This is a genomic window from Binatus sp. (SeqCode), from assembly GCF_050013435.1.
GTDB lineage: Bacteria > Desulfobacterota > Binatia > Binatales > Binataceae > Binatus.
In genome coordinates, this window is sequence record NZ_JBEKFG010000062.1 from 1 (window position 1) to 23875 (window position 23875).

A 23875-nucleotide genomic window follows, 5' to 3' on the forward strand; every position below is an offset into this window, starting at 1 on the left:
CGCCGATTTCAGCATCCGGTTGTACGGTGGTTTCAGCTCGCGGATGAGCCGCGCTTCGTCGAGCGCCGCCTCGAGCGGCGAGCGCGCCGGCCGCGTCTCGATTCTGTAAACGTGCGAGACCAGCTCCGCCGTCCTGGCCTTCACCGACGCGGTGAAGTATGAGCTCACCCGCTCCCGGAGCCGCCGCGCCTTGCCGACGTAGAGCAAATCGCCGCGCTCATTGCGCATCAGGTAAACGCCGGGCGCATGCGGGATCGCCGCGATTTCGTCGGGCGGCACGTGACGTTCGATTCTCATCCCCGCAAGTCCGCGATGGTGGTCGTCGAGCAGGCGATCCAGTCGCGTGATACCCATCCGATCCGCCATCTCGAGAAAAATCGAGAGCAGCTCCGCAGCCATCCGCGCGTCGCCAAGTCCGCGATGCCGTCCTTCGAGCGAAAGCCCGAAATGCTCCGCGAGCAGGTCGAGGCGGCGGCGCTTGAGCGACGGCATGAACCGGCGCGACATCCGGAGCGTGCATAGCACCGGGTTGGCGAGGCCGATTCCAAACAGGCGGCGGTATTCGAAGTCGAGAAATCCAAAATCGAAGGCCGCGTTGTGCGCGACCATCACCCGCTCGCCCATGAACTCGCGAAACGCGGGCAGCACATCCTCGATGGGCGGCGCCGCGCGAACCATCTCGGTGGTGATCGACGTGAGCCCCGTGATAAAGCGCGGGACGACGCCGCCATTGGGCCGGACCAGAGTCGAAAAAGATTCGGTGAGCCGCCGCCCGACCATCCGGTACGCGCCGATCTCGATGATCGTGCCCGGGCCGGCGCGTCCGCCGGTGGTTTCCAGATCGACCACCGTGAACTCGGCCTGATCGAGCGAGACGCGGATGCGATCGCTTTGCGCAAGCCGCCACAGCGCAGTGTCGGCGTCGAAGATGAAATTCGGATCGCCGTCGAGTAGCTGGCGGACAATTCGCGCGCCGAGTTCAGGGTCGGAGCCGACTCCGCTGAGCAGCAGCCCGACCATCTCGCCCGCGTCGGCGCCGGCCGGCCGCGAGCACAGAAACTGATAGAGCTTCTGCTTGGCCGAGATGCCGAAATGACGCTGATTCGCTCCTGGGATTCCCGCTTCCGCCACATTCCTGCCCATTCGTCCTTGCTTCGCTTTATCAGGGGCGCATCGTGACGGCAACGGGCGCGATTCCGATTGATCAATTACGGCCGAAAACAGCAACTTCTACCATCCGTAGTGGTTTTGGGACGGCTGCGCTCTAGGGCTAGCTTTGTTCCGTCAAAAATAATTTTTGCCGCGAGCAGGCCTCGCCCAACTTTGGGCGAGCGATGCGAGTACGGGACATCCTGGCGGTTGACCATAGGGGATGCATAGCACGCCAAATCCGGCGCGGGCAGGCTGAACTAGGACACCTCCAAACGAAGGAAGAATCACCTGCGCAGTGGGCGGCAGGGGCTGACCCCTGCACCCAGTGAGAAGACGCGAAAATCTGCGCAACGCATCTTTTCGCGACTACACTGTAGAAGAGCTGCGCGGCAGGGGTGAGCGCAGGGGGTGAGCCCTGCACTCGGTGAAAAGAAAAGATGCGGCCTGACGGCCTGTTAGGACTTTTTTTGAGTCATCCTGAGCGAAGCGAAGGAACCCGCGCGCGTAAGCGCGTGTCGGCCGGCGCCGGACGCCGGAGTGTCCGTCGAGATTCTTCGCCTCAGCAACTTCCGCTCAGAATGACACGGGCGGTGGGCGGCAGGGCTGAGCCCTGCACTCAGTATTAGGAAGAAAAGATGCGTGAGTTCGTCCCTGTTAGAAGGGGCCAGGGGGGGAGACACGACCTAACCTCTCCTTGTCCGAGGAGAGGTCGGCGCGATTCCTGGCGCGCCGGGAGAGGTTCAACGCTCGCGTCGCCGTCCTGTTTCGATCGTGGAACTGGGGTTGCCCCGAATGCGTGGACACTCGGGTTAGGCGGCCACAGGTTCATGATGACGTTGCTCGAATTCAGTAGGGCACAGGTAGCCGAGGGCTGAGTGCCGGCGCTGACGGTTGTAGAACAGCTCGATGTATTCAAACACCGCGCTGCGGGCCTCGGCGCGTGTGGCCCAACGAGTTTGGTAGACGAGTTCAAGTTTGAGCGTGGCGAAGAAGCTTTCCGCCACCGCGTTGTCCCAGCAGTTGCCACTGCGGCTCATGCTGCTCAGGATTCCGTAGCGGGCCAGCAGCTGCTGATATTCGTGGCTGGCGTATTGGCTGCCGCGGTCCGAGTGGTGCAACAGTCCGCTCGACGGCTGTCGCTGCCTAAGCGCCATCGCAAGTGCCTCCAGTGCCAGACCGCGTTCCAGCCGTTCGCTGAGCGCCCAACCGATGACCCGGCGCGAGAACAGATCCAGGATTACCGCCAGGTACAACCAGCCTTCCAGGGTCCAGAGATAGGTAATGTCGGTGACCCAGCCGGTGTTGGGCGCCGCCACGGCAAAGCGCCGCGCCAACAGATTACCCTTTATTGCCATTTTGTGTTTGGAATCGGTAGTGCAGCGAAAGCGGCGGCGCTCACGCCCGCGCAATCCCGCCGCCCGCATCAGCCGCGCCACTCGCTTGCGCGCGATCCGCTGCCCGCGTTCACGCAACTCCGCATGCACCCGCGGACTGCCATAGCGGCCGCGGCTGTGCGCGTGGATCGCCGCCACCTCCAGCGCCAGACTCTGGTCCTGAACCGTACGGGTCGCCGCCGGTCGCTGATGCCAGGCGTAGTATCCCGAGCGCGAGACTTTAAGCACCCGGCACAGCAGCGCCACCGGGTAGCAGGCCTTCTCCGTCGCGATCAACGAGAACCTCACTGGTTCTCCTTGGCGAAGAAGGCCGTCGCTTTTTTTAGGATTTCGCGCTCCATCCGCAGCCGCTGGTTCTCGCGCCGCAGCTCTGCCAGCTCTTCGCGCTCGCTGCGCTTGAGCGCGCCGGCCGGTCCTCGGCCGGCCTCGATCTCGGCTTGCTCCACCCACCGCCGCAGGGCCGTCTCCCCGATCCCCAGCTCCCGCGCCATCTGCCCGATGCTCTTGCCGCTGCGCTGGATCAGCCGCACCGTCTCGGCCTTGTACTCGTCCGAGAACTTCCTCCGCTTGCGCTCCTTCTCCATCGTCCACTCCTTCCGCGCCTACTTTCGCGCTTTTCGCAGTGTCCATCAAACCGGGGCAACCCCAAACCTCTCCCTAATCCTCTCCTCGGACAAGGAGAGGGCACTGCACCAAGACTATCTCGCGCGGCAGGGCTCAGCCCTGCCCGTTGGCGGGCGCTACCATCGGGCCTCGAGCCACCGTTCGACCATCGCCAACCGATCGCTGCCCCAAAAAGGCTCGCCGTCGACGAAGATCCAAGGCGAGCCGAACACGCCGCGGGCGATCGCCTGCTCGCCTTGCTGGCGCGCGATGAGCTTGACCTCGGGATCGGCGATGCCCGCCAAAATCGTATCCGGGTCGATCCCGAGGGGGGCCGCGGCAGCGGCGATGGCGTTGGGATCGTCGGTATCGAGACCGTCCTGGAAGTAGCCGATGATAATACGCTTTGCCAATGCGGCGGCCGCATCCGCATCCGTTCGTTCGAGATGATAAAAGGCGCGGATCGCCGGCAACCCCGTCCTTGGGTGATTTTCCGGCAGGTTGAAGGGCACGCCCTTGAGCCTTGCGAGGCGATCCCAGTCGCGGCGCGCATAGTCGCGCTTGAGCGGCGTACGGCTCAGCCCTTGCGCGCCCGTGACTTTGAACGCGGCGCCGAGCGTGAAAGGCCGCCACGCGACCGTCCGGCGGTGGCGCTCGGCCAGCGCCTCGATTTCAAGCGCGGCGAAATAGGCATAGCCCGAGGCAAAGTCGAACCAGAACTCGATTGGCGTCCCGACACGCTGCGGTTCGCTCATTTTCCGTCTCCACGCGACAGCGACAAACTCTCCGAGTCGCTCATTGCTTCGGCGGTGATCTCGCTCATGGGACGCGCTTGCGCCACCCGCGTACCCATTCGCTCGCTTTATCAAGGGCGCATCGTGACGGCAACGCCATGAAGGAAGAATCACCTGCGCGGTGGGCGGCCTTAATACTGGGCGCAGGGCTCAGCCCTGCACGGCCTGTCAGGACTTTTTTTGAGTCATCCAGAGCGAAGCGAAGGAACCCGGATCCGGGATTCTTCGCTACAGCACAGGTGCGCCGCATCGTCGCGCCTATGGCCCGCGTCGGGCGGTCGCGTTACAATGCGAACTCTGCGAACTCTGACAAGGAAGGTATCTGCCGATGGAACGCGTTGAATTGGCCCGCGAGTGCGAAGGCGTCCGGATTCCGGCCGGAAACAAAATGATGCTGGCAAAGGGGACCGAGGCCTTTATCACGCAATCGCTCGGCGGAACTTTCACCGTGCAGATTCCCGCGTACGGCGGCCTGTTCCGCGTCGCGGGCAAAGACGCAGATGCGCTCGGCAAAAAGCCCGAAGATGCGGGCGCGGTGCCGGCGTCGGCCGGCGGCGACGTCGAAGCGATGGTCTGGGAGCAGCTCAAGACCTGCTTCGACCCCGAGATCCCCGTCAACATCGTTGACCTCGGGCTGGTCTATGGAATGGAAGTGAAGGACGCCGGCGACGGCGCCAAGAAAGTCGAAGTCAAGATGACGTTGACGGCGCAGGGATGCGGGATGGGCGCCTCGATCGCGACCGACGCGCGCTTCAAGATCATGAGCATCCCGGGCGTGTCGGAGGCGGACGTCGATCTGGTGTGGGATCCGCCGTGGACACCGCAGATGATTTCTCCCGAAGGGCGCGAGCGACTGGGTATCGACTGATCAATTCGACGCGCAGCCTGGCGTATCACATTCGACGAGAATCACGTGAAGCCCTACGTTGCCGCGTTTGCGCTCGCCGTTACGGTTGTTGGCCTGATTGCTGTTGCCGTTTTGGGCTGGAACCGTCGAATCAAGTATTTTGCCCAGCAACGGCGTCAGCTGCATCTTCGGCGGAAACAATACGGACTGCCGCAACAGGCGAAGGTGGAGGGCGAACCCCCGATGCCATTTCATGTCCGTCAAGGGAATGGTCCTCTCTCAACTGCGGCCACCGACAATTTCTTCGTGGCTCTCCGCCGCGCGTTCCGTCATCGAAAAAATGAGAATTAGGACATTCGTGCTCGCCCGTCCGTGCTGGCCGCAAATTAAGCCACTGAGGATTTGAAATTAAGACAGTCAGGGCCGAATTAGGACAGCCCCGCGACGCCCGATGCGTTGACACGGCGAACTGCGTCCGATAATTGTGTTCGTTCGGCATATCGATGTTTGCAATAGTAAAGACAGGCGGAAAACAGTACCGCGTCGGCGTCGGCGACCAGATAACGGTCGAGCGGCTGGCCGGCGAGGTTGGCGCGGCTATATCACTTGAACAGGTGCTGGCGGTCGGCGGCGATGCGCCCAAGGTCGGCACCCCGGTGGTCGCGGGCGCGTCGGTGACGGCGAAGATCGTCCAGCAGCCGCGCGGCACGAAAGTGATCGTGTTCAAGAAAAAGCGCCGCAAGAATTACCGCCGCAAACGCGGCCATCGACAGGAACTGACCGTTCTCAAGATCGAGGAAATTTCCGCAGGCGCATAGTCGCCCGCGCTAATTTTTTAATTGAACCGCGGCTCGGAAGGCCGCTTCATCCAGGGAGACACTGCGTGGCGCACAAAAAAGGCCAGGGTTCGACGCGCAATGGCCGCGACAGTCCGGGCCAGCGCCGTGGTATCAAAATTTACGCGGGCCAGACCGTCAAGGCCGGCAATATCATCATCCGCCAGCTCGGCACCCGCGTGCATCCGGGCCGCAACGTCGGTCTGGGCCGCGACTATACGATTTACGCGCTCATCGACGGTGTGGTTAAGTACGAGCCGAAGGGTGAGAAGCGGCAAGTGAGCGTCGAGCCGCTCCCCACCAGCACCGATAGCGCAGGGGCGTCTGCTTAGGGACGGTCAGCCCGCAAGATTTGAATCGAAGCCCCGCGGTGCGCCGTGGGGCTTCTCTTTTTAGTATTTTGATTCTTGATTTTGTTTTTTATTTCCGCGACTCGCGACGGGAAGAACTTCGATGCGATTGGGCTTAATTTCCGGCTATTCGGGCGCTCACATGGGCTTGCCGATGGATCTTATCCTCGAAGCGGAACGCGTCGGTTTCGACTCCGTGTGGACCGCCGAGGCTTACGGCTCCGACGCGATTACGCCGCTGGCCTGGATCGGCGCACTGACCAAAAAAATCCGGCTCGGCACCGGGATCATGCAGATGCCGGCGCGAACTCCCGCCGCAACCGCCATGACCGCGATGACGCTGGACGCGCTGTCGGGCGGCCGCTTCATCCTGGGCATCGGGCCGTCGGGTCCGCAGGTGGTAGAGGGCTGGCACGGCGTGCCGTACGGCAAACCGTTGCAGCGCACCCGCGAGTACATCGAGATCGTGCGCACGATTCTCGCGCGCGAAGTACCCGTCGAGCATCACGGGAAGGAATTCGACATCCCATACACCGGTCCCGGCGCGACGGGGCTCGGCAAGCCGCTCAAGAGCATCCTGCACGGGCGCAAGGACATGCCGATCTACACGGCGTCGATCAGCCCCAAGGGAATCGCGCTCGCGGCGGAAATTGCCGACGGGGTGATTCCGGTCTGGATGAATCCGGAGCGATGGGACATCTATGACGCGCCGCTCAAGCAAGGTTTTGCGAAAACCGGCGGCAAGAAGAGCCTCGACAATTTCGACGTCGCGCCGTTCGTCACCTGTATCATGGGCTCGGACCTGGTGGGGTGCAGGATGCCGGTGAAGGGGATGCTGGCGCTGTACATCGGAGGGATGGGCGCGCGCGCGAAAAATTTCTACAACGACTACGCCAAGCGGCTCGGCTACGAAGATATCGCGGTGAAAATCCAGGACCTGTACCTGGCCGGCAAGAAGGCCGAGGCGATGGCGATGGTGCCGGACAAGCTGGTCGATGAGGTCGCGCTGGTCGGCAGTCGCGAGCGAATCGCGGACCGGCTCAAGGCGTGGAAGGCGTCGCCGGTGAAGACGATGCTGATTGGCACCCCTGATATCAACGCGGTGCGCGCACTGGCGGAGATTTGCCTGTAAAGATCACGGACAACGGATGCGCCGGCCGGCGCAGTTAGAGTCGCGGTCAAACGGCAAACCTTGAGATCGTCGGGAATGGGGCCGCTTTCATGGACCAGCTTCGGGCAAGACCAAGGAAAAGCCCCGACAGCTTGTGCCCAACGCGGAGTTGGGCTATCGACATCCATATCGATGTTGTCAAAGCGGATAGTCCGGTCTAACGGCTCGATCCAACCAAGGGGAGGACGACCGATGCGTAACTCTGGGCCAACGGTACGAATTGGCGCGCGCACGATAATTGCAGCCCTCGCGGTATTTTTGCTGGCTGGTGCACGCACAGCCAGAGCGCAGAGCGCCGCCGGGGGCGTTTACAGCGCAAGCGGACAGGTTCAGATCGAGCGCGGAGGCGCCACATTAGCTGCCACACCGGGCACGCCGGTTAACCAGGGCGATAAGATAGTTTCCGGCGCGGATGGGAACGCCGTCATCATCCTGACCGACGAGAGTGAGCTCACACTGAGGCCTTCGACCACGATCGCGCTCGACCAGTACACCACTGGCGGCGCCACGCCGACGCGAGTCGCCCTGGATTCCGGCACATTGAGATCGGCTGTGAACGGGACCCCCGGCGCTCCGAACAACTACCAAGTGCATACGCCCAACGCGATCGTGACAGCGCGCGGCACGGATTTTTACACCGCCTACACCGAAAGCTCGCCTCAACTCGGCAAGCTCCCCGGAATCTCCCACTACACGGAGGTGGCCGTGATCGATGGCACCGTCAACTTGGCGCAGGCTGCGGCGCCCGACAGCGGCGTTGACGTTGAGGCGGGAACTTCGGGGACGGTGGCGGGTGATAGACCGCCGTGGCACCATCGACGAAGATATCCGACCCCAACCCCGACCCCCTGCCCCTGCGACCGAGACTGCGACCGATACCACGACCGCGACCGCGAACGAGACTGCCACCGAGACTGCGACCGATACCGCGATAGCCACCACGGCGAATGCAAACCCACGGGGGTGCGGCATCACCCAACCCCCGAACCCACGCCGACGCGGCATCACCATCCAACCCCCGAACCCACGCCGACGCGGCATCACCATCCAACCCCCGAACCCACGCCGCCTTGGCATCCGGAGCCGGCGCCGGAACCAACCCGGTAACGGAGAGATTTGTCTCGGTCTGGTGTCAGCCCACTACCAACCGGCAGCGGGAAACTAGCGGTGAAGCAACCGAATCCAGCATTTGGTCGCCGAGGAATAGTCACCGATGAACTGGCGCACGCGAGGCATCTTTCGGATTGCCGGAATCGGCATATTTGGATCATTGCTGCTGGCAGGAAGTTGGTTGGGCACACCCGCGCCGCTCAGAGCCTCGAACGAACGGCGTGGAGAGCATACCGCACAGGAAGCATCAGCTAATTTCGAGAACCTCAGCGGGCGCAAGCGCGCGAACATTTCGGCGGGCGGGCTTGAAGCTCCCGAAACCGGTTGGAGCTTAGGGGAAAACCTGCTCGTCAATGGTGACTTCTCCAAGGGTTTGGAGGGTTGGCGTACTTCGGCGCGCTGTTTCCATCCAGACTTCTTAACTCGCGCTCCCAACGGAAAACCAAGCCTGAAGATGGAGAACACCTACTCGTGCGGGCCGTTCGCGAAGCTGGCGGTGAACGAGTTCGTGGCTCCGCCCGGCGTCTATTCGATTGGAGGGGAGATCAAAGCCCCGGATCTGATCGATCCGAAGATGCCGATCGCCGGAGCGCAAATGGATTTGTTCACGGACTGCGAGACACAACTGGTGAACGGCAGCAGCGAATGGCTGGAGTTCGCCGCCAAGCACTGCATCGTTGCGCCTGGCACCAATTCTCCGTTTCGGATCGCAATCAATGGCAAATCATCCGGCTCCTTCTGGTTCGCCAACATGTACGTGCGAAAGGAGATCGCGCCTCTCTTCGAGACTTTCATGCTGTATCCGAATCATCGCGGATACCTCTTTGCTGACCAGGCTCAGGAAGTGCGAGTGGCAGTGACGCTCAATCCCGGCCCTTACTTGCGCCGCGAAGACCTGGTCATTCAGCTCGAGGCTGTGCGTTCCGATTCAGGAGCAAAAACCGATCGCACGTACAAGTCGCCCCCCGATGATTTCACGGCAACGCTGGATTTTGGTCCGCTGCCCGCTGGCGCTTACCAGGTGCGCGCAACGCTTTTGGGCAGGAATGGAGAGGTTCTTTTCGAGCAGCCGCCCTACCGGGTCGTGAAGGTTAATTCAGAGCCCGGCGCCCTTTTGAAGGCGTGGATCGACGATCGCAATCTCGCCCACTTCGGTGATGGCGCGCCCCATTTTGTAATTGGAATCTACGACACGTCGGGCTATTCCAATTCTCCAGAATATTATGCCCGCGCGATCAACGAGATTTCCCAAGCGCCGATCAACATGCTGATAAATTATATGATAACCAATGCGCCGATCAGCGCCATCAATGCGTACACGGATGCATTGCAAGAGCACGGCATCTTCTTTTTGCCGAGCGTCAATAACTTCTATGAGGACGCCAGGTGGTACCCAAGGGGCTTGGCGGCCAAGCTGGGCGCTTCGACACAAGACGACTTTACAGCGCGATATGCCAGCGCTCTCGAGAAGAACCGGGCGATTGTCGGCTACTATGTCCAGGATGAGCCGAAAGTTGACGAGGTGGCGCGTACCTTCCATCAATATCAGATCATCAAGGCCAACGATCCGGCCGGATTCAATTTGGTGGTTCTCGACCGTCCGCGCGATGTCCAGTTTTGGAAGGACGCGGTTGACGTCGTCGGAGTTGACCCCTATCCGGTGTGGCTACCCGTCGAAAACTACATCGCTGAAGTGGGCGATTGGACCAGGATGGCGGTGCAGGCGGTACATGCTTCCAGACCGGTCTGGACGGTCATCCAGTTTTACCAGGCGACCGCCATAGCCTCCTGGCCCACGGAACAGCAGCTGCATGATATGAGCTGGATGGCGATCGCGGAGGGCGCCAGCGGAGTTTTCTACTGGTCGCATGGGATGCGTGCGCTCGGGTGGGTGAGGGATCCGGCGGAAAAGGCGGCACTTTTGGGGTCGCTGGTCCGGGTGACCAAAGAGATCAAGGATCTCGAGCCAGTACTGCTGCGGCCCGATACGCAGGTCCTGACCGCCAAGCCATCCCAGGACATCGTCACACGCGAGAAAAGCGGGGCGGACGGTGCCCGTTATGTGATTGCGTACAATCATGGCAGCGCTGCCGCGCTGGCCCGGTTCGTCCTGCAATCCCCCGCGCAATCGGTGACGGTCCGCCGCGGAATGGTAAAAGTTGAAATCAAGGATGGCAAAACTTTCGAGGACGAGTTTGACGGCTACGAAGCGAAAGTTTACGAAATCCGCTAGCGCCAAGTAGCGGAGAGCCGCTTGCGCGGCGGCGGACCGAGAGTGACCGGGCCGGCGCGATGCTGATACTATGGCCGTTGCGCCGCCATGCGATTCATCGATGAAGCCAGGGTATTCGTGCACGCCGGCAAGGGCGGCGACGGCGCTATCGCGTTTCTGCGCGAAAAATTCCGGCCGTTCGGCGGACCCGCGGGCGGCAACGGCGGGCGCGGCGGCAGCGTAATCTTCCAGGTCGATGAAGGCCTCTCGACGCTGCTCGATTTCAAATATCAGCCGCGTCTGATCGCCAAAGACGGCGAATCCGGCCGCGGCAAGGAACAATATGGCCACGGCGCGGACGACGTAGTGGTGCGAGTGCCGCCCGGGACGATCGTCTTCGACGAGGAAAGCGGGACGACGCTCGCGGACCTGGTGATGCCGGGTGACACGGCAGTTATCGCGCAGGGCGGCGAGGGCGGCCGCGGCAATATGCATTTCGCGTCCTCGACGCGGCGCTCGCCGCGAATCGCGACACCGGGAACCGCGGGCGAGCAGCGATGGATCCGGATGGAGCTGCGGCTGGTTGCCGACGCCGGGCTGGTCGGACTTCCCAACGCGGGCAAGTCGACGTTGCTGACCGCGCTCAGCGCGGCGCGGCCCAAGATCGCGGCCTACCCGTTCACGACGCTGGCGCCCAACATCGGCCGCGTGTCGATCTCCGGCGAGGAAAGTTTCACGCTGGCCGATATTCCCGGGCTGATCGAGGGAGCGCATCGCGGGCTTGGACTCGGCATCCGTTTTTTGCGGCATCTGGCGCGCACGCGGCTCGTCGTCTACGTGCTCGACGGCGCGGACAATCCCGACGCTGCGTTCAAGACCGTGCGCGGCGAGATCGCGGCGTTCGATCCGATGCTCGCGGAGCGGCCGGCGGTCGTCGCGCTCAACAAGATCGATCTGATCGGCACGGCCGAAGTGAATAAGATCGCACGCAAGCTTCGCAAGCTCACCGGCCTTGAAGTCTTTCCGATTTCGGCGGACAAGAGCGAAAACCTGGCGCCGCTGGTCGCGGCGATCGCGCGGATGCTTCATGGTATGGATCAACCGGCCGCATGTCCCAGCTGAACTACAAGGAATCGACGGTCGCACGCGCGCGGCGCGTCGTGATCAAGGTCGGCAGCGCGGTGTTGTCCGACGTCGAAGGACTGTGCGTCGATGTGATCGATCAGCTTGCAGCGCAGATCGAGTCGGCGGTGCGGGCCGGCTATGAAGTCGTGATCGTCACGTCGGGCGCGGTGGCGGCGGGACGCGCGCGCCTCTCGAAACTTCACGGCGTGACGATCGCGGCGCGGCAAGCCGCCGCCGCCACCGGGCAAATCGAGCTGATGTCGGCGTGGGCGCGCGCATTCGCCGTCCACGATCGGACCGTCGCGCAGATTTTGCTCACCCATCAGGACCTGGCCGAGCGCCGCAGGCGTCTCAATGCGAATCAGACTATCGCGCAACTGCTTGGCGCGGGCGTGATTCCAATCGTCAACGAGAACGACACGGTCGCAGTCGAGGAAATTCGGCTCGGCGACAACGACGTGCTGTCGTCGCTGGTCGCAAGCCTCGTGCAGGCGCAACTCCTGATTATTTTGAGCGACGTCGATGGCGTCCTGACCGCCGACCCTCGCGAGCGCAGCGACGCGCGGCTGATTCCCGTTATCAGCGATCCGGAGGCCGAGATGCGCGGGCTGGTGGCCGAGCATGCGGGACCGCTGGGGAGCGGCGGGATGGCGACCAAGTTGAAGGCGGCGCGGCAGGCGGCGCAGGCCGGAATCGCCGTGATTATCGCGCGCGGGCGCGCAGCCGGCATCGTGACAATCGCGCTGGACCCGGCGCGCCAGGCGGGCACGCTGATCGTGCCGGCCGGCGTGCGGCTCAAAAGCCGAAAGCATTGGATAGCGTTCGCGCTGCGGCCGGCGGGCTCAATCGCGGTCGATAAGGGCGCGGCCGAGGCGCTGTGCAACCGGGGACGTTCTCTGTTGCCCTCGGGCGTGCGCGAGGTGCGCGGAGACTTCGGCGGCGGCGATTGCGTGAGCCTGCTCGATCCCGACGGCGTCGAGTTCGGGCGCGGATTGGTGAACTATCCGGCGTCCGACGTGTCGAAAGTGGCCGGCCGGCGTTCGACTGAAATTTCAGCTCTGCTCGGCTACAAAGTGGCCGACGAGATTATCCATCGCGACAACTTCGTGCTGCTCAAGGAGATCGCATAACGGGGCAGGGGCAGGGGAAATCACTTTATTGAATGCGGAACCCACCGTGGGTTCCGCACCTCCTTGGGCAGGGGTGACCCCTGCACCCGGTATTAAGAAGACGCGAAAATCTGTGCAGCGCATCTTTTCGCGACCACACTATAGAAGATCTGTTGGCACGGGAGGCCAATATTAAGAGACCGCGCGCGACAACGGAGCGCGGCCTTAACATTGGGTGCAGGGGTCACCCCTGCCCCCTGCACCAGCAGTGAGAAGACGCGAAAATCTGCGCAACGCATCTTTTCGCGACTACGCCATGGGCAGGGCCAAGAAAAATCGGCTCAGCGTGCGGCGCGATTGCCGTCGAGGGCGGCGCGGATTCGCGCGCCCAGAGCCGCATCGACCTTGGTCCAGTATTGGACCGCGCGCTGCTGCATCTCGGGGTTCACTCCGCCCTTCAAGTGCCCGACGATATTCGTGACCAGGTGGTCGCGATCGGTGGCGGACAACACTTCGCGGTACAGCGTGCCGGGCTGCCGGAAGTCGTCGTCCTGGGCGTGCATCACGTACGCGGTTCGCGCGATCTCGCCCGCTTCGATCTGCCAACTCGGGAGTTCCCAGGCCGGGTCTGCCGTGGGGCCGCCAAACGAGTTGGGCGCATAGACCGGATCGGGCGGATTGCTATGGCGCATCGCGCCGTCGCGGTTGTAGCTATGCACAGGAGCCAGCGGCCGGTTGACCGGCAACTCGAGATAGTTGGTGCCGATGCGGTGACGATGGGTGTCGGGATAACTGAAGAGCCGTCCCAGGAGCATCTTGTCGGGACTCGGACCGATACCGCGGACCATATTGGCCGGCTCGAAGGAGGCTTGTTCGATCTCGGCAAAATAATTTTCCGGATTGCGATCGAGGACGATGCGGCCGATCGGAATTTGCGGATAGTCCTTGTGCGGCCAGACCTTGGTCAGGTCGAAGGGATTGAAGCGATAGTCGGCCGCATCGTTGAAGGGCATGATCTGCATCTCGAGCCGCCACTGGGGCGCGTCGCCCTTGGCGATCGAGTTGTACAGATCGCGCAGGTGGAAGTCCTTGTCCTCCGCGGCCATCGCCCTGGCGTCGGCGTCGGTGAAATTCTCGACGCCCTGCACGGTTTTGAAGTGGTACTTGACCCAGAACTTTTCGCCGCCTGCGTTCTCCCACAGAAAGGTGTGACTGCCGTAGCCGTTCATGTGCCGCCAGGTTCGCGGAATGCCGCGATCGGTCATCAGGAATGTCACCTGGTGCGCGGATTCCGGCGACAAGGTCCAGAAGTCCCACTGCATATTATTGTCGCGCAGATGATTATCGGCGCGGCGCTTTTGCGAATGGATGAAGTCCTGGAATTTCTGCGGATCGCGGATGAAGAAAATCGGGGTGTTGTTGCCGACCAGATCGTAGTTGCCTTCCTGCGTGTAAAACTTCAGTGCGAAGCCGCGGGGATCGCGGACGGTGTCGGCGGAGCCTGCTTCCTGGGCGACGGTGGAAAACCGCGCCAGGATTGGAGTACGCAAGCCTTTCTTGCTCAGGAAATTTGCCTTGCACCAGGGTGTGACGTCCTCGGTGACTTCGAAGAAGCCGTGCGCGCCGCCGCCCTTGGCGTGAACCACGCGCTCGGGGATCCGCTCGCGGTTGAACTGCGCCATCTTCTGGATCAGGTAATGGTCCTGCAGCAGGATCGGACCATTGGGGCCGGCGGTGAGTGAATTTTCGTCGCTTGCAGCCGCAATGCCGGCATCGGTGGTCGTTATGGGAGATTTTTTAACAGGAGGATTTTTGTTGGCCATGGTTATCTCCTTTTGTTGTCGTTAGATGCATTTTGAATCCTGAATCGCGCGACTAGCAAGTGCGGATAGCGAGCACGGACGGTAACCTGCGAGACAGTACCGCATAGTTTATTTGAGCGAGTTCGATATATATCCTCGATGGCAGCGGACCCAGGCACAATGAGCAGCGGAATCGGATGACGGTCGAAGCGGATACGACGGCCGCGCTGGCGCGGGCGCGGGCGGCGGCGCCAGGGATGGCGCTGGCGACGACGGCGGCGAAGAACGATTTTCTACGCCGGCTGGCGAGTTCGATTCGCGATTCGCGCGCCGAAATTATCCGCGGCAACGCAATCGACCTCGAGCGCGCGCGCAATAGTGGACGCGGCGGAGCGTTCGTCGAACGGCTGACGCTCAACGACAAGCGAATCGAAGCGATGGCCGCGGGCGTGCTGCAAGTCGAGGCGCTCGCCGATCCGGTCGGGGCTGCGATCGAGAAGTGGACGCGGCCCAACGGGCTGAAGATCGAAAAGCGCCGCGTGCCGATCGGCGTGATCGCGATGATTTACGAATCACGGCCCAACGTCACGGTGGATGCGGCCGCGCTGACGCTGAAGGCTGGTAACGCGGTGGTGTTGCGAGGCGGCAGCGAGGCGCTTAGCACCAACGGATTTCTGGCGGGCCTGATCTCGCACGCGTTGCGGGGCGCCGGGCTGAATCCCGACGCGGCGACCTTTATCCGCGATCCGGATCGCGAAGTAATCCAGATAATGAAGCGCAGCCGCGAGCTGATCGACCTGATAATCCCGCGCGGCGGCAGGTCGTTGAAAGACGCGTTGGACGGATCCGCCGTGCCGCTGCTGCCGCATTTCGACGGCATCTGCCACACCTACGTCGATCGGGCGGCCGATCTGAAGATGGCCGAGGAAATCTGCGTGAACGCGAAATGCTCGCGGCCTTCGGTCTGCAATTCGATGGAAAAATTGCTGGTGCATCGCGAGGTCGCGGAAAAATTTCTCCCGTCGCTCGCTGCGCGGATGATGGCGGCCGGCGTCGAGCTTCGCGGCGATCACGCGACCCGAAAAATCGTGCCGGCAGTGCGCGCGGCGACTGACGAAGACTGGGACGCGGAATATCTGGACCTGATACTGGCGGTGAAAGTGGTGGCTTCGCTTGACGAGGCGATCGAGTTTATCGCGCGTCACGGGTCTCATCTTGCGGACGCAATCGTCACCAGCGACGTGGCAGCGGCGGCGCGCTTTGAACGCGAGGTCGATTCGGCTACGGTTTACGTCAATGCGTCAACGCGTTTCACCGACGGTTTCGAATTTGGATTCGGCGCGGAGACCGGAATCTCGACCAACCGGCTGCACGCGCGCGGCCCGATGGGACTCAACGAGTTGACCACGTACAAGTACGTCGTTGGCGGGACCGGACAAATTCGCGCGTGAGCCGGGAAGCTGAAATCGCATGCGAGTAGGATTGTTCGGCGGCAGTTTCAATCCGATTCATCTCGGGCACCTGCGCGCGGCCGAGGAAGTCCGCGAGAGAATCCAGCTCGACCTGGTATATTTCATTCCGGCCGCGTCGCCGCCGCATAAGGCGAAGAGCGAACTGGCGGCCGCGGAACATCGGCTCGCGATGGTTCGGCTGGCGACCAAGGGCAACCGGCATTTCATGGCGTCGGACGTGGAGATTCGGCGGGCCGGGCACTCGTACACGATCGAAACGGTGCGCTATTTCCTGGCGACGCTGCGCCAGCCGGCGACGCTGTACCTGCTGATGGGCGCGGATCAGTTTGCGGAGCTGGAATCGTGGAAGGAGCCGGACGAACTGGCGCGCCTGTGCAACTTCGCCGTTCATACAAGGTTAACCGAAGGCGAGGCTGGTCCGCCGCGAATTTCAGTTGCCGCGCTCAAACGATTTGGCTACACTCAGGCAGACGATCACTACGTGCATTCGAGCGGACAAACGCTATCTTTCGTCGAAACCACGTTCTTCCCCATTTCAGCGACTGAAATTCGCGGCAAACTGCAGCGCGGTGAATCGATCAGGTACCTGGTGCCGATCGACGTCGTCGATTACATCCAGTACCACGCGCTCTACTGAGGTTCGCTCTGCTTAAACTTTCGCGTTCATTCCAATCGAACCAGCCACCAGCGGCCAGCCAGTTGCCGCGTCGCGGACACATTTCTTGACGGCGCTGAAGAAGGCATACGTTGCCGCCGGAGCGGCGCTGGAAAAAAAGGCCTACGACCTGGTGGTGCTCGATGTCGAGCATCTGAAGTCAGTCGCGGATTATTTTATCGTGGCGACCGGGCGCTCCGACGTGCAGGTGCAGGCGATCGCGCGCGGGATCGAGGACGCGATGGACAAGGCGGGGCAGCGGGCGCTGGCGGTCGAAGGGATGCATCATGCGCACTGGGTGGTGCTCGACTACGACGACGTCGTTATCCACCTGTTCTACGAACCGGCGCGGGAGTTCTACCGGCTCGAGACCAACTGGATCGACGCGCACGAAGTGAAGTTGCCGGAGCCGATTCGGACGCAGGCCGAAGGCTTGCGCATCCGGGCAATCGGGTGAGAGCCGACGCGCGCGGGGTTTTTCAGTCAGACCTCGCGAATCGCGTGCGAGATCCAGACCAGGATGACGGCGCCGATGGTCGCGACGACGATCGCGCCGATCATGCCGCTGGGTCCCGGAATGCCCAGTGCGCCGAAGATCCATCCGCCGACGAGGCCTCCGAGCAGGCCGAGCACGAGATCGCCGAGCAATCCGAAGCCTGCGCCGCGGATCAACTTGCCGGCCAACCATCCCGCGATTATTCCGACTATGATCCAAAAAATCATCGTGGGTACTCCTCGTGGTCGCGATGACGCTCGAACGACGGAGCGAGACCGCTACTTTTTCTGTTCCATCGCAGCGCCGCAGCACTTGAGTTGTCCGGAACCGCCCTTGGTGACGATAACCTGCGATTTGCAATTGGCGCAGATGTAAACTTTGCCGAGCTGATTTGCCATTCGTGGATCCTGATCCTTTCGGACGATTTTGTCTTAAAAATTTGCGCCGAACATTCACGCGCCCCGAAACAGCGGTCTGCGCTTCTCGAGAAAGGCGCGCACGCCTTCGGCGCGGTCGGCAGTCGTTTGTAGCAGGGCGTATAGATCTTCCTCAAGCCTTATGCCCTGCTCCAATGTCATGTCGTAACCCTTGAGCACGGCGTCCTTGACCAGCCGCGCGGCCAGCGGAGCGCGGCTCAGGATCGCCTCGGCGACGCGACCGCTTAATGCGGCGAGCTCGGTGCGGCTGTCGGCGAGATAAGCGACGAGGCCGGTGCGCATCGCTTCGTCGGCTCCCAGAGGCGTCCCGGTGAGCATCATGCGCAGAGCGTTGCCGGCACCGACGAGCCGCGGGAGTCGCTGGGTCGCGCCGAAGTGGGGCATCGCGCCGCGTTTCATCAGCGTGATCGCGAATCGAGCCGACGAAATGGCGACCCGAATGTCGGCGGCCATGGCAAGTTCCAATCCTTCATCGAATGCGTCGCCGTTGATGATCGCAACGGTGGGCTTGGAGAGCACCGCGAGCGATTCGACGAGGCGCGGATCCACGCCGTTGTCGAAACCGGTGCAGAACACGGAGCCGGCGCCGGTGATAGCGAGCATGCGGGCGGCGGCGTCGTCCTCGACGTGCTCGATCAGCTCGAGCATCCGCACCGCCATCGCAGGCGTGAGCATCGCGCGCGGAGCGGCGTAGCGAAGCGTCGCGCTGACGCATCCGCTGGCGAAGGCAACGTCGATCACGCCGGCGGCCTGGTGGCGCGCGGCGCGGGTTCGGGTTTTTTTGGCGGGGCGCGGCGTCAGACGTCTCCCGCGGGCGCGCGCAGGTCTTTGCGCAGGATTTTGCCGAGCGGATTTTTGGGCAGCGCGTCGATGAACTCGATACGCTCGGGACGCTTGAAGCTGGCGAGCCGCGAGCGGCAGAACTCGGCGAGCTCTTGCTCGGTCACGGTCTTCCCCTTGCGCACGACGACGAAGGCCTTGACGGTCTGCCCCCACTCGACGGAGGGCACGCCGATAACGGCGCATTCATCGACGGCCGGATGGCTCATGAGGACGGTTTCGATTTCCGCGGGAGCAATATTTTCGCCGCCGCGGATGATCATGTCGTCCTTGCGGCCGGCGAAGAAGACGTAGCCGCCGCTGTCGAGCCATCCGAGATCGCCCGTGGCGCGCCATCCGTCGGGCATTTGCGCGTTGTCGTCGCGGCCAGCGTAGCCCTTCATGATTCGCGGCGTGCGGATGATTATTTCGCCGACCTGGCCGGTGGGGAGGAACTTGCCGTCCTCGTCGCGGACGCGAATCTCGACGTCGGGGAGAGGCAACCCTACCGAATTGAGGCGTTTGAGTTTGATCTCGATCTGCTCGGGCGTGCCCTCGATTCTATGATCGTCGGGGCCGAGCACGGTCAGCGATGAAGTTGTTTCGGTTTGTCCGTACGCGTTCACGAAGCCGACTTGTTTCGGAAAGACTTCTATCGCGCGGCGAATTACCTGCACCGGCATTGCCGCGCCGCCGTAGGCGAGGTTGGTCAGGCTGGAGAGATCGGAGTTCGCAAATGACGGCTCGTCGATGATCTGTTTCATCATCGTGGGCACAACGAAGCCATGCGTGACGCGCTCGCGCTGGACGAGATCGAGCCACGTGCGGGCGTCGAATTGCGGCATCACGATCATCCTGCGGCCGGTCCAGATGTTGGTCATGTACGAGGTGGTTCCGGCGATGTGGTAAAACGGCACGCACACCAGAGCGACGCCGCGATCGGTGCCGTCGGCCATCTCGACGTTGGCGGTCACGTAGGCGGTGAAATCGCGAAAGCGCAACTGCACACCCTTGGGCAGCGAGGTGGTGCCGCTGGTGTACATCAGGATCGAAATATCCTCGTCTTCGACTTCAGCTTCGGATTCATCGGGGTCGGCCCTGGCGATCAGATCGGCGAGCCGCGGCAATCCGCGGGCAGCGTCGCCGATCGCGACAATCGTGTTGGCGCTGAGCCGGGACCGAATCTTGTTTACCAGTTCGAGGTAGCGATCGCCGACGAGCAGCGCCTTCGCCTGTGCGGTGTTGATCATGTATTCGAGCTCGGCATCCTTGGCGCGATAGTTGAGCGGCAGGAATACGAGCCCGGCCTTGGCGGCAGCGTAGTAGCATTCGATGTAGAGATCGGAATTGGTGTCGAGCAGGGCAACGACGTCGCCATGCGCCAAACCGAATTGTTTGAAGACCGCGCACAGGCGCGCGACCTGGTCGTTCAGATCCGCGTAGGTAAGCCGTCGCGAGCCGAAGACCAGGATTTCCTGGTCGGGCACGATCGACGATGGGATCGTGACGAAGTTAACCGTGTTCACAGCGCGCGATTCCTCCAGGGTATATGCAAATCATATATCGGCATTTTTTCCGCCGCGGATTGGCGCGGGGCTGCGGCCAGTTTCGATCAGCGCGAGCCGCTGCCAAAGCCGGCGTTCGAGTTCGAGTCCCTGTCGAAGCGGCAAATCGAGGCCTCCCCAGACCGCCAGCTTTAATATCGCGGACCGCTCGCGGGCGACGCGTCCAAAGGTGCGGGCGACCGTGAGCGCGCGGCGATCCAAATCCGCCAAGGGAACTACTTCGGCGACCAAACCTACAAGTAACGCGTTTTGGGCGTCAATCCAACGGCCCGTGAGGCAAAGGTCAAGCGCGCGTCCCAGGCCGATCCGGCGCGCGGCGGTTTGGGTGCCCGCGACGCCGGGAATCATGCCGGCGCCGGTCTCGGGCAGGCAAAGGCTGGTGTCATCGGCGGCGATGGCCAGGTCGCACAGCAGCGCCATCTCGAGCCCGCCACCGACCGTGTAGCCGTGGATCGCCGCGATCGTCGGGACAGGCAGCGCGCGAAGCATCCCCCACACGTCGCGGCGAAAGCGGGCCCATCGTGCGACGATTGGCGAGGGCGCCATCCCGAACTCGGCAAGATCGCCACCGCTCGAGAAGGCCTGACCGGCGCCCCGCAAGACCATCGCGCGAACCTCGCGATCGTCGTGGATGGCGGCGAGGATCTCAGACAGATCGTCGCGCATCGCCATGTTGTAAGCGTTGAATTGATCGGGACGATTGAGCGTGACCCACGCGACGGGACCGCGCTTGCTGTAGAGAACCGCGCTCGAGCCGCTCGATGACATCAGCCGGAACGCAGGTCGGCGCTGTCGCTGCTGGCGATGGCGGGGCGGCCGCGCTCGTAAACCACGCGGCCGCCGACGATTGTTATATCGACGGCGAGGTTCATCAGATCGGCGGGCTTGAGCGAGAACGGGTCGTGCGGCAACACGATGAGATCGGCCAGACGGCCGGGCTCGATGGCGCCGGCCTCGAGCCGGGCCAGGCGCGCAGCGTCGATCGTGAAAAGCGCGAAGGCCTCGTGGACGGGGAGCGCTTCGGCGGGTGCGAGCTGGACGCCGTCGAGGGTGGTGCGGGAAACCGCGGCCGCAATCGCGGCGAGCGGCTTGGCGGGTGTGACCGGGGCGTCGGTGGCGCCGACCAGATGAACACCGGCGGCCTTGAGACTTCGCGCGCGGTAGAGATGCGCGATGAGGCCGGGCTCCGCGGCGTACTTGGGACCGCGGAAGTGGATGAAGCCGGGGTTGGTGACGACCCACACGCCGAGCGCCATGAGCCGGTCTATGTAGTTGGGCGTAATCAGCCCGCCGTGTTCGATGCGAAACCGCGGGATGTCGCGGTCGCTTGGGAAACCCGCCCTGGCAGCTTCGATCGCGGCGACCGCCTCTTCCAATTCTTCGATTTCGGTCACATGAAAAGCGCAATCGAGTCCCCGGCCGAGCGCATAGAGCACCGGGCGCGCGAGCCCGGCACGGTCGTACTGATAGCCGGGCATGAACTTGACGGCGGACAACCCGATTCCAGCGGCGCGGGCAAGTTGCTCGCATCGATCGACGGCGTCGAGATGCTGGCCGCCGATCATCACGCCGACGCGTTGGCATATCGCGCCCGAACTCGCCAGCTTGGCGAACAGTTCGACTTCGACGGGGCCGTTGCGGGTGGTTGCGTCGGTGAATGTGGTCACTCCCGCGGCGGCCAGTTCGCGGCTCATGATGCGCGCGCGCGATTCCGATTCCGCGGCGGTCACGAGCGGGAGACGATCAGACAGCCACGTTTCCATCCCGACTACGAGGCCGGTGAGCAAGCCTTTGGCGTCGCGAACCAGGTTGGCGCCCGGCGGCGGTGTGAAGCCGGGAGCCTCGAGGCCGAGCAACGCGATGGCGCGCGAGTTGAGCCAGGTCGCATGCAACGTCTGATGGCGCAGGCGCAGCGGATTTTTGGGCAGAGACTGATCGAGTTCGGCGCGCGTGGGCCCGCGCTTTTCGAGCATCAGCGCTTCGTCGCATCCGAACGCGCGCAGCCAGTTGCCGGGCGGAGTCTTGCCGGCGGCAAGCCGCAGATCGCCCAGCAGATCGCCCACCGTGCGGCATCGCTGAACCGAGACTCCGGTGGCAGCGGCGGCAGCCTGCAGGAAATGGAGGTGCGAATCGATAAAGCCGGGAGCGACGGCGCGGCCCGCGAGCTTGATCAGATGAGTTCGCGGACCGACCAGCGGCTTCAGTTGCGCAAACGGACCGTGCGCGGCGATCACCCCGCCAGAGATGGCAACCGAGTCGCTGTCGGGGTGGCCGAGGACCAGACCCTCGTGAAGAACCAAGTCGGCTTTCGCGGGCGCGACTAGCACTTTGGAACGCATGCCTTCGTCGCCTGCGACCGAGCGCGGCGGCGTACGGACGTTCTAGTCGGAACTTGGAAGCGGCTTGGCTTCCTTGATCTTCATCTCGCCATCGCAACACTCGACGCCGCCGGCGCCAGCCTTGTTGCAGAGCACCTCGGTGCCGCACTTTTCGCATATGTAACGCTTTCCAAGCACGTTAGCCATCTCAATCCACTCCTTGAACCGGGGCCGTGCGGGCCCGCAGATTAAACTTAAAGTATCGCTTCAATTAGTCAACTCTGCGCGAACGGCAAATCAGCCACGATCGCGGCGCCGTCCCCGCCAATCTTCAGCTCAACCCCGGGCGTCCATGCGCTGCGGTGCAAAATCGCAAGCCCGATCGCGCCAAATCGCGGCGAGCGCACCGCACTGGTCACACGGCCGACTTCGATCCCGGCCAGACTGACCACCGCGCCGACCGGGGGCACATGCGCATCGTTGAACTTAAGTCCGAACATCCGTTTTTTCAAACCGCCGCGCGCGGTCGCCCGCTCGATAGTTTCCTGCCCAAGGTAGCATCCTTTGGAAAACGAGATTGCACGATCGAGCCGCGCCTCGAGTGCGATCGTCTTGTCGGTGGTATCGACACCGATGAGTGCGATGCCGTTTTCGACGCGGATAGTTTCCAGCGCGCTCGAATCGACGCGGCGCGAATCCGGCGCTTTCGCCAGCAGGTTGGCGATGGTCGAATCAATCGAATCGCGCGAAGCGATTACCGATACCGCGGGTCCGCCGTAACGAGGCAGGTTGCCGATCAGCGACTTGCCGGCTTCGACGAAGCGCCACGGAGCAATCGACGCTGCCACTTCAGCAGAGCAGGCCGCGTCGAGAGCGGCAGGTCCTTCGGCGTCGATCAGGGCAAGCTCGCTTGCGTCTTCGAATTCGACATCGTCGGCCACCAGCAGGCGCTCAAGATGCGCCCGCGTGCGCGTCCACGCATCGGAGTCGATATCGACCATGAGCGCATCGCCGGTCACCCAGAGGAACGCATCGGCGATCACATGCGCGTGCTCGGTCAGAAACAGCGCTGGCAGGATGGCACCGGGCTGGGCGCCCTTTACGTCGGCGCTGCACATCCCGTGGAAGAACGAGGCGCGATCGTCGCCGACTACGCGCACGACGATTCGGCCGTCGAGGACGAGCACCCCCGCCGCGTTTACGACCGCATCGTAAGCCGAGTCGAAGGCCGCATCGGCGGTTGCGGGCGCGCCGGTACGATCGGATGTTTCGAGATGTGCCACGACAAAACAAAGATAGCAGGGGTGACCCCGTGCGCGTAGAGCAGCAGCGCAAGAGGGAGAACTTGATTGTATGCGAAACCCGCCATGGGTTTCGCGCATCCTTGGGCAGGGCTGAGCCCTGCACCCGGTAACGAATCGAAAAATCCGCGCGGCGCGTCTTTTTCTCTCGGGCGTAATACTGGCCAGCGGTGCCAACGTGCAGGGGTGACCCCTTGTATCTTGCCGTCAGCATCGCAAGATGGATTTGAACTTGGGCGCGGCAGACCGAGAACCCCTGGGTCCGCAAAGAGCGAGACCGCGGTGCAGCGCGGGTCGCCGCGCCCTA

General features: G+C 62.8%; 24 protein-coding genes. 11 read left to right on the forward strand and 13 right to left on the reverse strand.

Translation table 11 applies throughout. The features are described 5' to 3' along the window. The 3 genes from ABSB13_RS12495 to ABSB13_RS12505 all read right to left on the reverse strand — a co-directional run. A partial coding sequence (locus tag ABSB13_RS12495; protein WP_428108920.1) for an exonuclease domain-containing protein occupies positions 1–1143 on the reverse strand: 1143 nt, incomplete at its 3' end. Positions 1144–1961: 818 nt separating this feature from the next. Further along, positions 1962–3130 (reverse strand): IS3 family transposase gene (locus tag ABSB13_RS12500; protein WP_428108922.1). Its coding sequence is split into 2 segments (ribosomal slippage): positions 1962–2860 and positions 2860–3130, totalling 1170 coding nucleotides; the frame shifts between segments, so codons are not numbered across the junction. 156 nt (positions 3131–3286) lie between these two features. After that, positions 3287–3904, reverse strand: coding sequence for a 2-hydroxychromene-2-carboxylate isomerase (locus ABSB13_RS12505; RefSeq protein WP_428108925.1), 618 nt, complete (start codon positions 3902–3904; stop codon positions 3287–3289). Between the two features lie 367 nt (positions 3905–4271). Between ABSB13_RS12505 and sufT the strand changes: the two genes are divergently transcribed. Then, a complete protein-coding gene (gene sufT / locus ABSB13_RS12510) occupies positions 4272–4811 on the forward strand; it encodes a putative Fe-S cluster assembly protein SufT (protein WP_428108927.1) in 540 nt (179 codons plus the stop codon). Here sufT and ABSB13_RS12515 read toward each other — a convergent pair whose 3' ends face one another. Continuing rightward, positions 4812–5054: a hypothetical protein gene (locus tag ABSB13_RS12515; RefSeq protein WP_428108929.1), complete on the reverse strand. Its 243-nt coding sequence runs from the start codon at positions 5052–5054 to the stop codon at positions 4812–4814. 239 nt (positions 5055–5293) lie between these two features. Between ABSB13_RS12515 and rplU the strand changes: the two genes are divergently transcribed. The 7 genes from rplU to proB all read left to right on the forward strand — a co-directional run bounded on the left by rplU (position 5294) and on the right by proB (position 12724). Further along, positions 5294–5608 carry a 50S ribosomal protein L21 gene (gene rplU, locus ABSB13_RS12520; protein WP_428108932.1) on the forward strand — a complete coding sequence of 105 codons (315 nt, stop codon included), beginning with the start codon at positions 5294–5296 and terminating at the stop codon, positions 5606–5608. A 65-nt stretch (positions 5609–5673) separates the two neighbouring features. Then, positions 5674–5958, forward strand: a complete 285-nt coding sequence (gene rpmA / locus ABSB13_RS12525) for a 50S ribosomal protein L27 (protein WP_428108934.1) — start codon at positions 5674–5676, stop codon at positions 5956–5958. Positions 5959–6079: 121 nt separating this feature from the next. Then, the gene (locus ABSB13_RS12530) at positions 6080–7108 is read left to right on the forward strand and encodes an LLM class F420-dependent oxidoreductase (protein ID WP_428108937.1); all 1029 of its coding nucleotides are present in this window, start codon (positions 6080–6082) and stop codon (positions 7106–7108) included. Between the two features lie 231 nt (positions 7109–7339). Further along, positions 7340–8254, forward strand: a complete 915-nt coding sequence (locus ABSB13_RS12535; protein WP_428108939.1) for a FecR family protein — start codon at positions 7340–7342, stop codon at positions 8252–8254. A 106-nt stretch (positions 8255–8360) separates the two neighbouring features. Continuing rightward, the gene (locus tag ABSB13_RS12540; protein ID WP_428108942.1) at positions 8361–10490 is read left to right on the forward strand and encodes a hypothetical protein; all 2130 of its coding nucleotides are present in this window, start codon (positions 8361–8363) and stop codon (positions 10488–10490) included. A gap of 87 nt (positions 10491–10577) precedes the next feature. Then, complete coding sequence (gene obgE, locus ABSB13_RS12545; protein WP_428108945.1) at positions 10578–11591, forward strand: GTPase ObgE; 1014 nt, start codon at positions 10578–10580, stop codon at positions 11589–11591. Next, the gene (gene proB / locus ABSB13_RS12550) at positions 11579–12724 is read left to right on the forward strand and encodes a glutamate 5-kinase (protein ID WP_428108948.1); all 1146 of its coding nucleotides are present in this window, start codon (positions 11579–11581) and stop codon (positions 12722–12724) included. The genes obgE and proB overlap by 13 nt, the downstream gene beginning before the upstream one ends. A gap of 320 nt (positions 12725–13044) precedes the next feature. On the opposite strand, the gene ABSB13_RS12555 is transcribed toward proB, so the two are convergent. Then, entirely contained in the window at positions 13045–14526 is a 1482-nt protein-coding gene (locus ABSB13_RS12555; RefSeq protein ID WP_428108951.1) for a catalase, read from the reverse strand. Positions 14527–14702: 176 nt separating this feature from the next. Between ABSB13_RS12555 and ABSB13_RS12560 the strand changes: the two genes are divergently transcribed. The 3 genes from ABSB13_RS12560 (at position 14703) to rsfS (ending at position 17089) form a co-directional block, all read left to right on the forward strand. After that, positions 14703–15956: a glutamate-5-semialdehyde dehydrogenase gene (locus ABSB13_RS12560; RefSeq protein WP_428108954.1), complete on the forward strand. Its 1254-nt coding sequence runs from the start codon at positions 14703–14705 to the stop codon at positions 15954–15956. Between the two features lie 19 nt (positions 15957–15975). Then, positions 15976–16614 carry a nicotinate-nucleotide adenylyltransferase gene (nadD, locus tag ABSB13_RS12565; protein WP_428108957.1) on the forward strand — a complete coding sequence of 213 codons (639 nt, stop codon included), beginning with the start codon at positions 15976–15978 and terminating at the stop codon, positions 16612–16614. 85 nt (positions 16615–16699) lie between these two features. Beyond that, on the forward strand, positions 16700–17089 hold the full coding sequence (gene rsfS, locus ABSB13_RS12570) for a ribosome silencing factor (RefSeq protein ID WP_428108959.1): 390 nt from the start codon (positions 16700–16702) through the stop codon (positions 17087–17089). Positions 17090–17115: 26 nt separating this feature from the next. On the opposite strand, the gene ABSB13_RS12575 is transcribed toward rsfS, so the two are convergent. The 8 genes from ABSB13_RS12575 to ygfZ all read right to left on the reverse strand — a co-directional run bounded on the left by ABSB13_RS12575 (position 17116) and on the right by ygfZ (position 23550). After that, complete coding sequence (locus tag ABSB13_RS12575) at positions 17116–17355, reverse strand: GlsB/YeaQ/YmgE family stress response membrane protein (RefSeq protein WP_428108962.1); 240 nt, start codon at positions 17353–17355, stop codon at positions 17116–17118. Between the two features lie 51 nt (positions 17356–17406). Next, the gene (locus ABSB13_RS12580; RefSeq protein WP_428108965.1) at positions 17407–17526 is read right to left on the reverse strand and encodes a desulfoferrodoxin; all 120 of its coding nucleotides are present in this window, start codon (positions 17524–17526) and stop codon (positions 17407–17409) included. Positions 17527–17580: 54 nt separating this feature from the next. Further along, positions 17581–18306: an enoyl-CoA hydratase/isomerase family protein gene (locus ABSB13_RS12585; protein ID WP_428108968.1), complete on the reverse strand. Its 726-nt coding sequence runs from the start codon at positions 18304–18306 to the stop codon at positions 17581–17583. A 56-nt stretch (positions 18307–18362) separates the two neighbouring features. Beyond that, positions 18363–19910, reverse strand: a complete 1548-nt coding sequence (locus ABSB13_RS12590) for a class I adenylate-forming enzyme family protein (RefSeq protein WP_428108970.1) — start codon at positions 19908–19910, stop codon at positions 18363–18365. 30 nt (positions 19911–19940) lie between these two features. Further along, positions 19941–20717, reverse strand: coding sequence for an enoyl-CoA hydratase/isomerase family protein (locus ABSB13_RS12595; protein WP_428108972.1), 777 nt, complete (start codon positions 20715–20717; stop codon positions 19941–19943). After that, positions 20717–22288, reverse strand: a complete 1572-nt coding sequence (locus tag ABSB13_RS12600) for an amidohydrolase (protein ID WP_428108975.1) — start codon at positions 22286–22288, stop codon at positions 20717–20719. Before ABSB13_RS12600 ends, ABSB13_RS12595 begins: the two co-directional genes overlap by 1 nt. A gap of 42 nt (positions 22289–22330) precedes the next feature. Then, entirely contained in the window at positions 22331–22474 is a 144-nt protein-coding gene (locus ABSB13_RS12605; protein ID WP_428108977.1) for a hypothetical protein, read from the reverse strand. 68 nt (positions 22475–22542) lie between these two features. Then, the gene (gene ygfZ / locus ABSB13_RS12610; protein ID WP_428108980.1) at positions 22543–23550 is read right to left on the reverse strand and encodes a CAF17-like 4Fe-4S cluster assembly/insertion protein YgfZ; all 1008 of its coding nucleotides are present in this window, start codon (positions 23548–23550) and stop codon (positions 22543–22545) included. Positions 23551–23875: the final 325 nt, after the last annotated feature.

Bases quoted from the DNA above. Each gene is read 5' to 3' on its own strand.
- ABSB13_RS12505 (WP_428108925.1), bottom strand. From the start codon at position 3,904: ATGAGCGAACCGCAGCGTGTCGGGACGCCAATCGAGTTCTGGTTCGAC.
- sufT (WP_428108927.1), top strand. From the start codon at position 4,272: ATGGAACGCGTTGAATTGGCCCGCGAGTGCGAAGGCGTCCGGATTCCG.
- rplU (WP_428108932.1), top strand. From the start codon at position 5,294: ATGTTTGCAATAGTAAAGACAGGCGGAAAACAGTACCGCGTCGGCGTC.
- ABSB13_RS12530 (WP_428108937.1), top strand. From the start codon at position 6,080: ATGCGATTGGGCTTAATTTCCGGCTATTCGGGCGCTCACATGGGCTTG.
- ABSB13_RS12535 (WP_428108939.1), top strand. From the start codon at position 7,340: ATGCGTAACTCTGGGCCAACGGTACGAATTGGCGCGCGCACGATAATT.
- ABSB13_RS12540 (WP_428108942.1), top strand. From the start codon at position 8,361: ATGAACTGGCGCACGCGAGGCATCTTTCGGATTGCCGGAATCGGCATA.
- obgE (WP_428108945.1), top strand. From the start codon at position 10,578: ATGCGATTCATCGATGAAGCCAGGGTATTCGTGCACGCCGGCAAGGGC.
- proB (WP_428108948.1), top strand. From the start codon at position 11,579: ATGTCCCAGCTGAACTACAAGGAATCGACGGTCGCACGCGCGCGGCGC.
- ABSB13_RS12555 (WP_428108951.1), bottom strand. From the start codon at position 14,526: ATGGCCAACAAAAATCCTCCTGTTAAAAAATCTCCCATAACGACCACC.
- ABSB13_RS12560 (WP_428108954.1), top strand. From the start codon at position 14,703: ATGACGGTCGAAGCGGATACGACGGCCGCGCTGGCGCGGGCGCGGGCG.
- nadD (WP_428108957.1), top strand. From the start codon at position 15,976: ATGCGAGTAGGATTGTTCGGCGGCAGTTTCAATCCGATTCATCTCGGG.
- ABSB13_RS12575 (WP_428108962.1), bottom strand. From the start codon at position 17,355: ATGATTTTTTGGATCATAGTCGGAATAATCGCGGGATGGTTGGCCGGC.
- ABSB13_RS12580 (WP_428108965.1), bottom strand. From the start codon at position 17,526: ATGGCAAATCAGCTCGGCAAAGTTTACATCTGCGCCAATTGCAAATCG.
- ABSB13_RS12595 (WP_428108972.1), bottom strand. From the start codon at position 20,717: ATGTCATCGAGCGGCTCGAGCGCGGTTCTCTACAGCAAGCGCGGTCCC.
- ABSB13_RS12600 (WP_428108975.1), bottom strand. From the start codon at position 22,288: ATGCGTTCCAAAGTGCTAGTCGCGCCCGCGAAAGCCGACTTGGTTCTT.
- ABSB13_RS12605 (WP_428108977.1), bottom strand. From the start codon at position 22,474: ATGGCTAACGTGCTTGGAAAGCGTTACATATGCGAAAAGTGCGGCACC.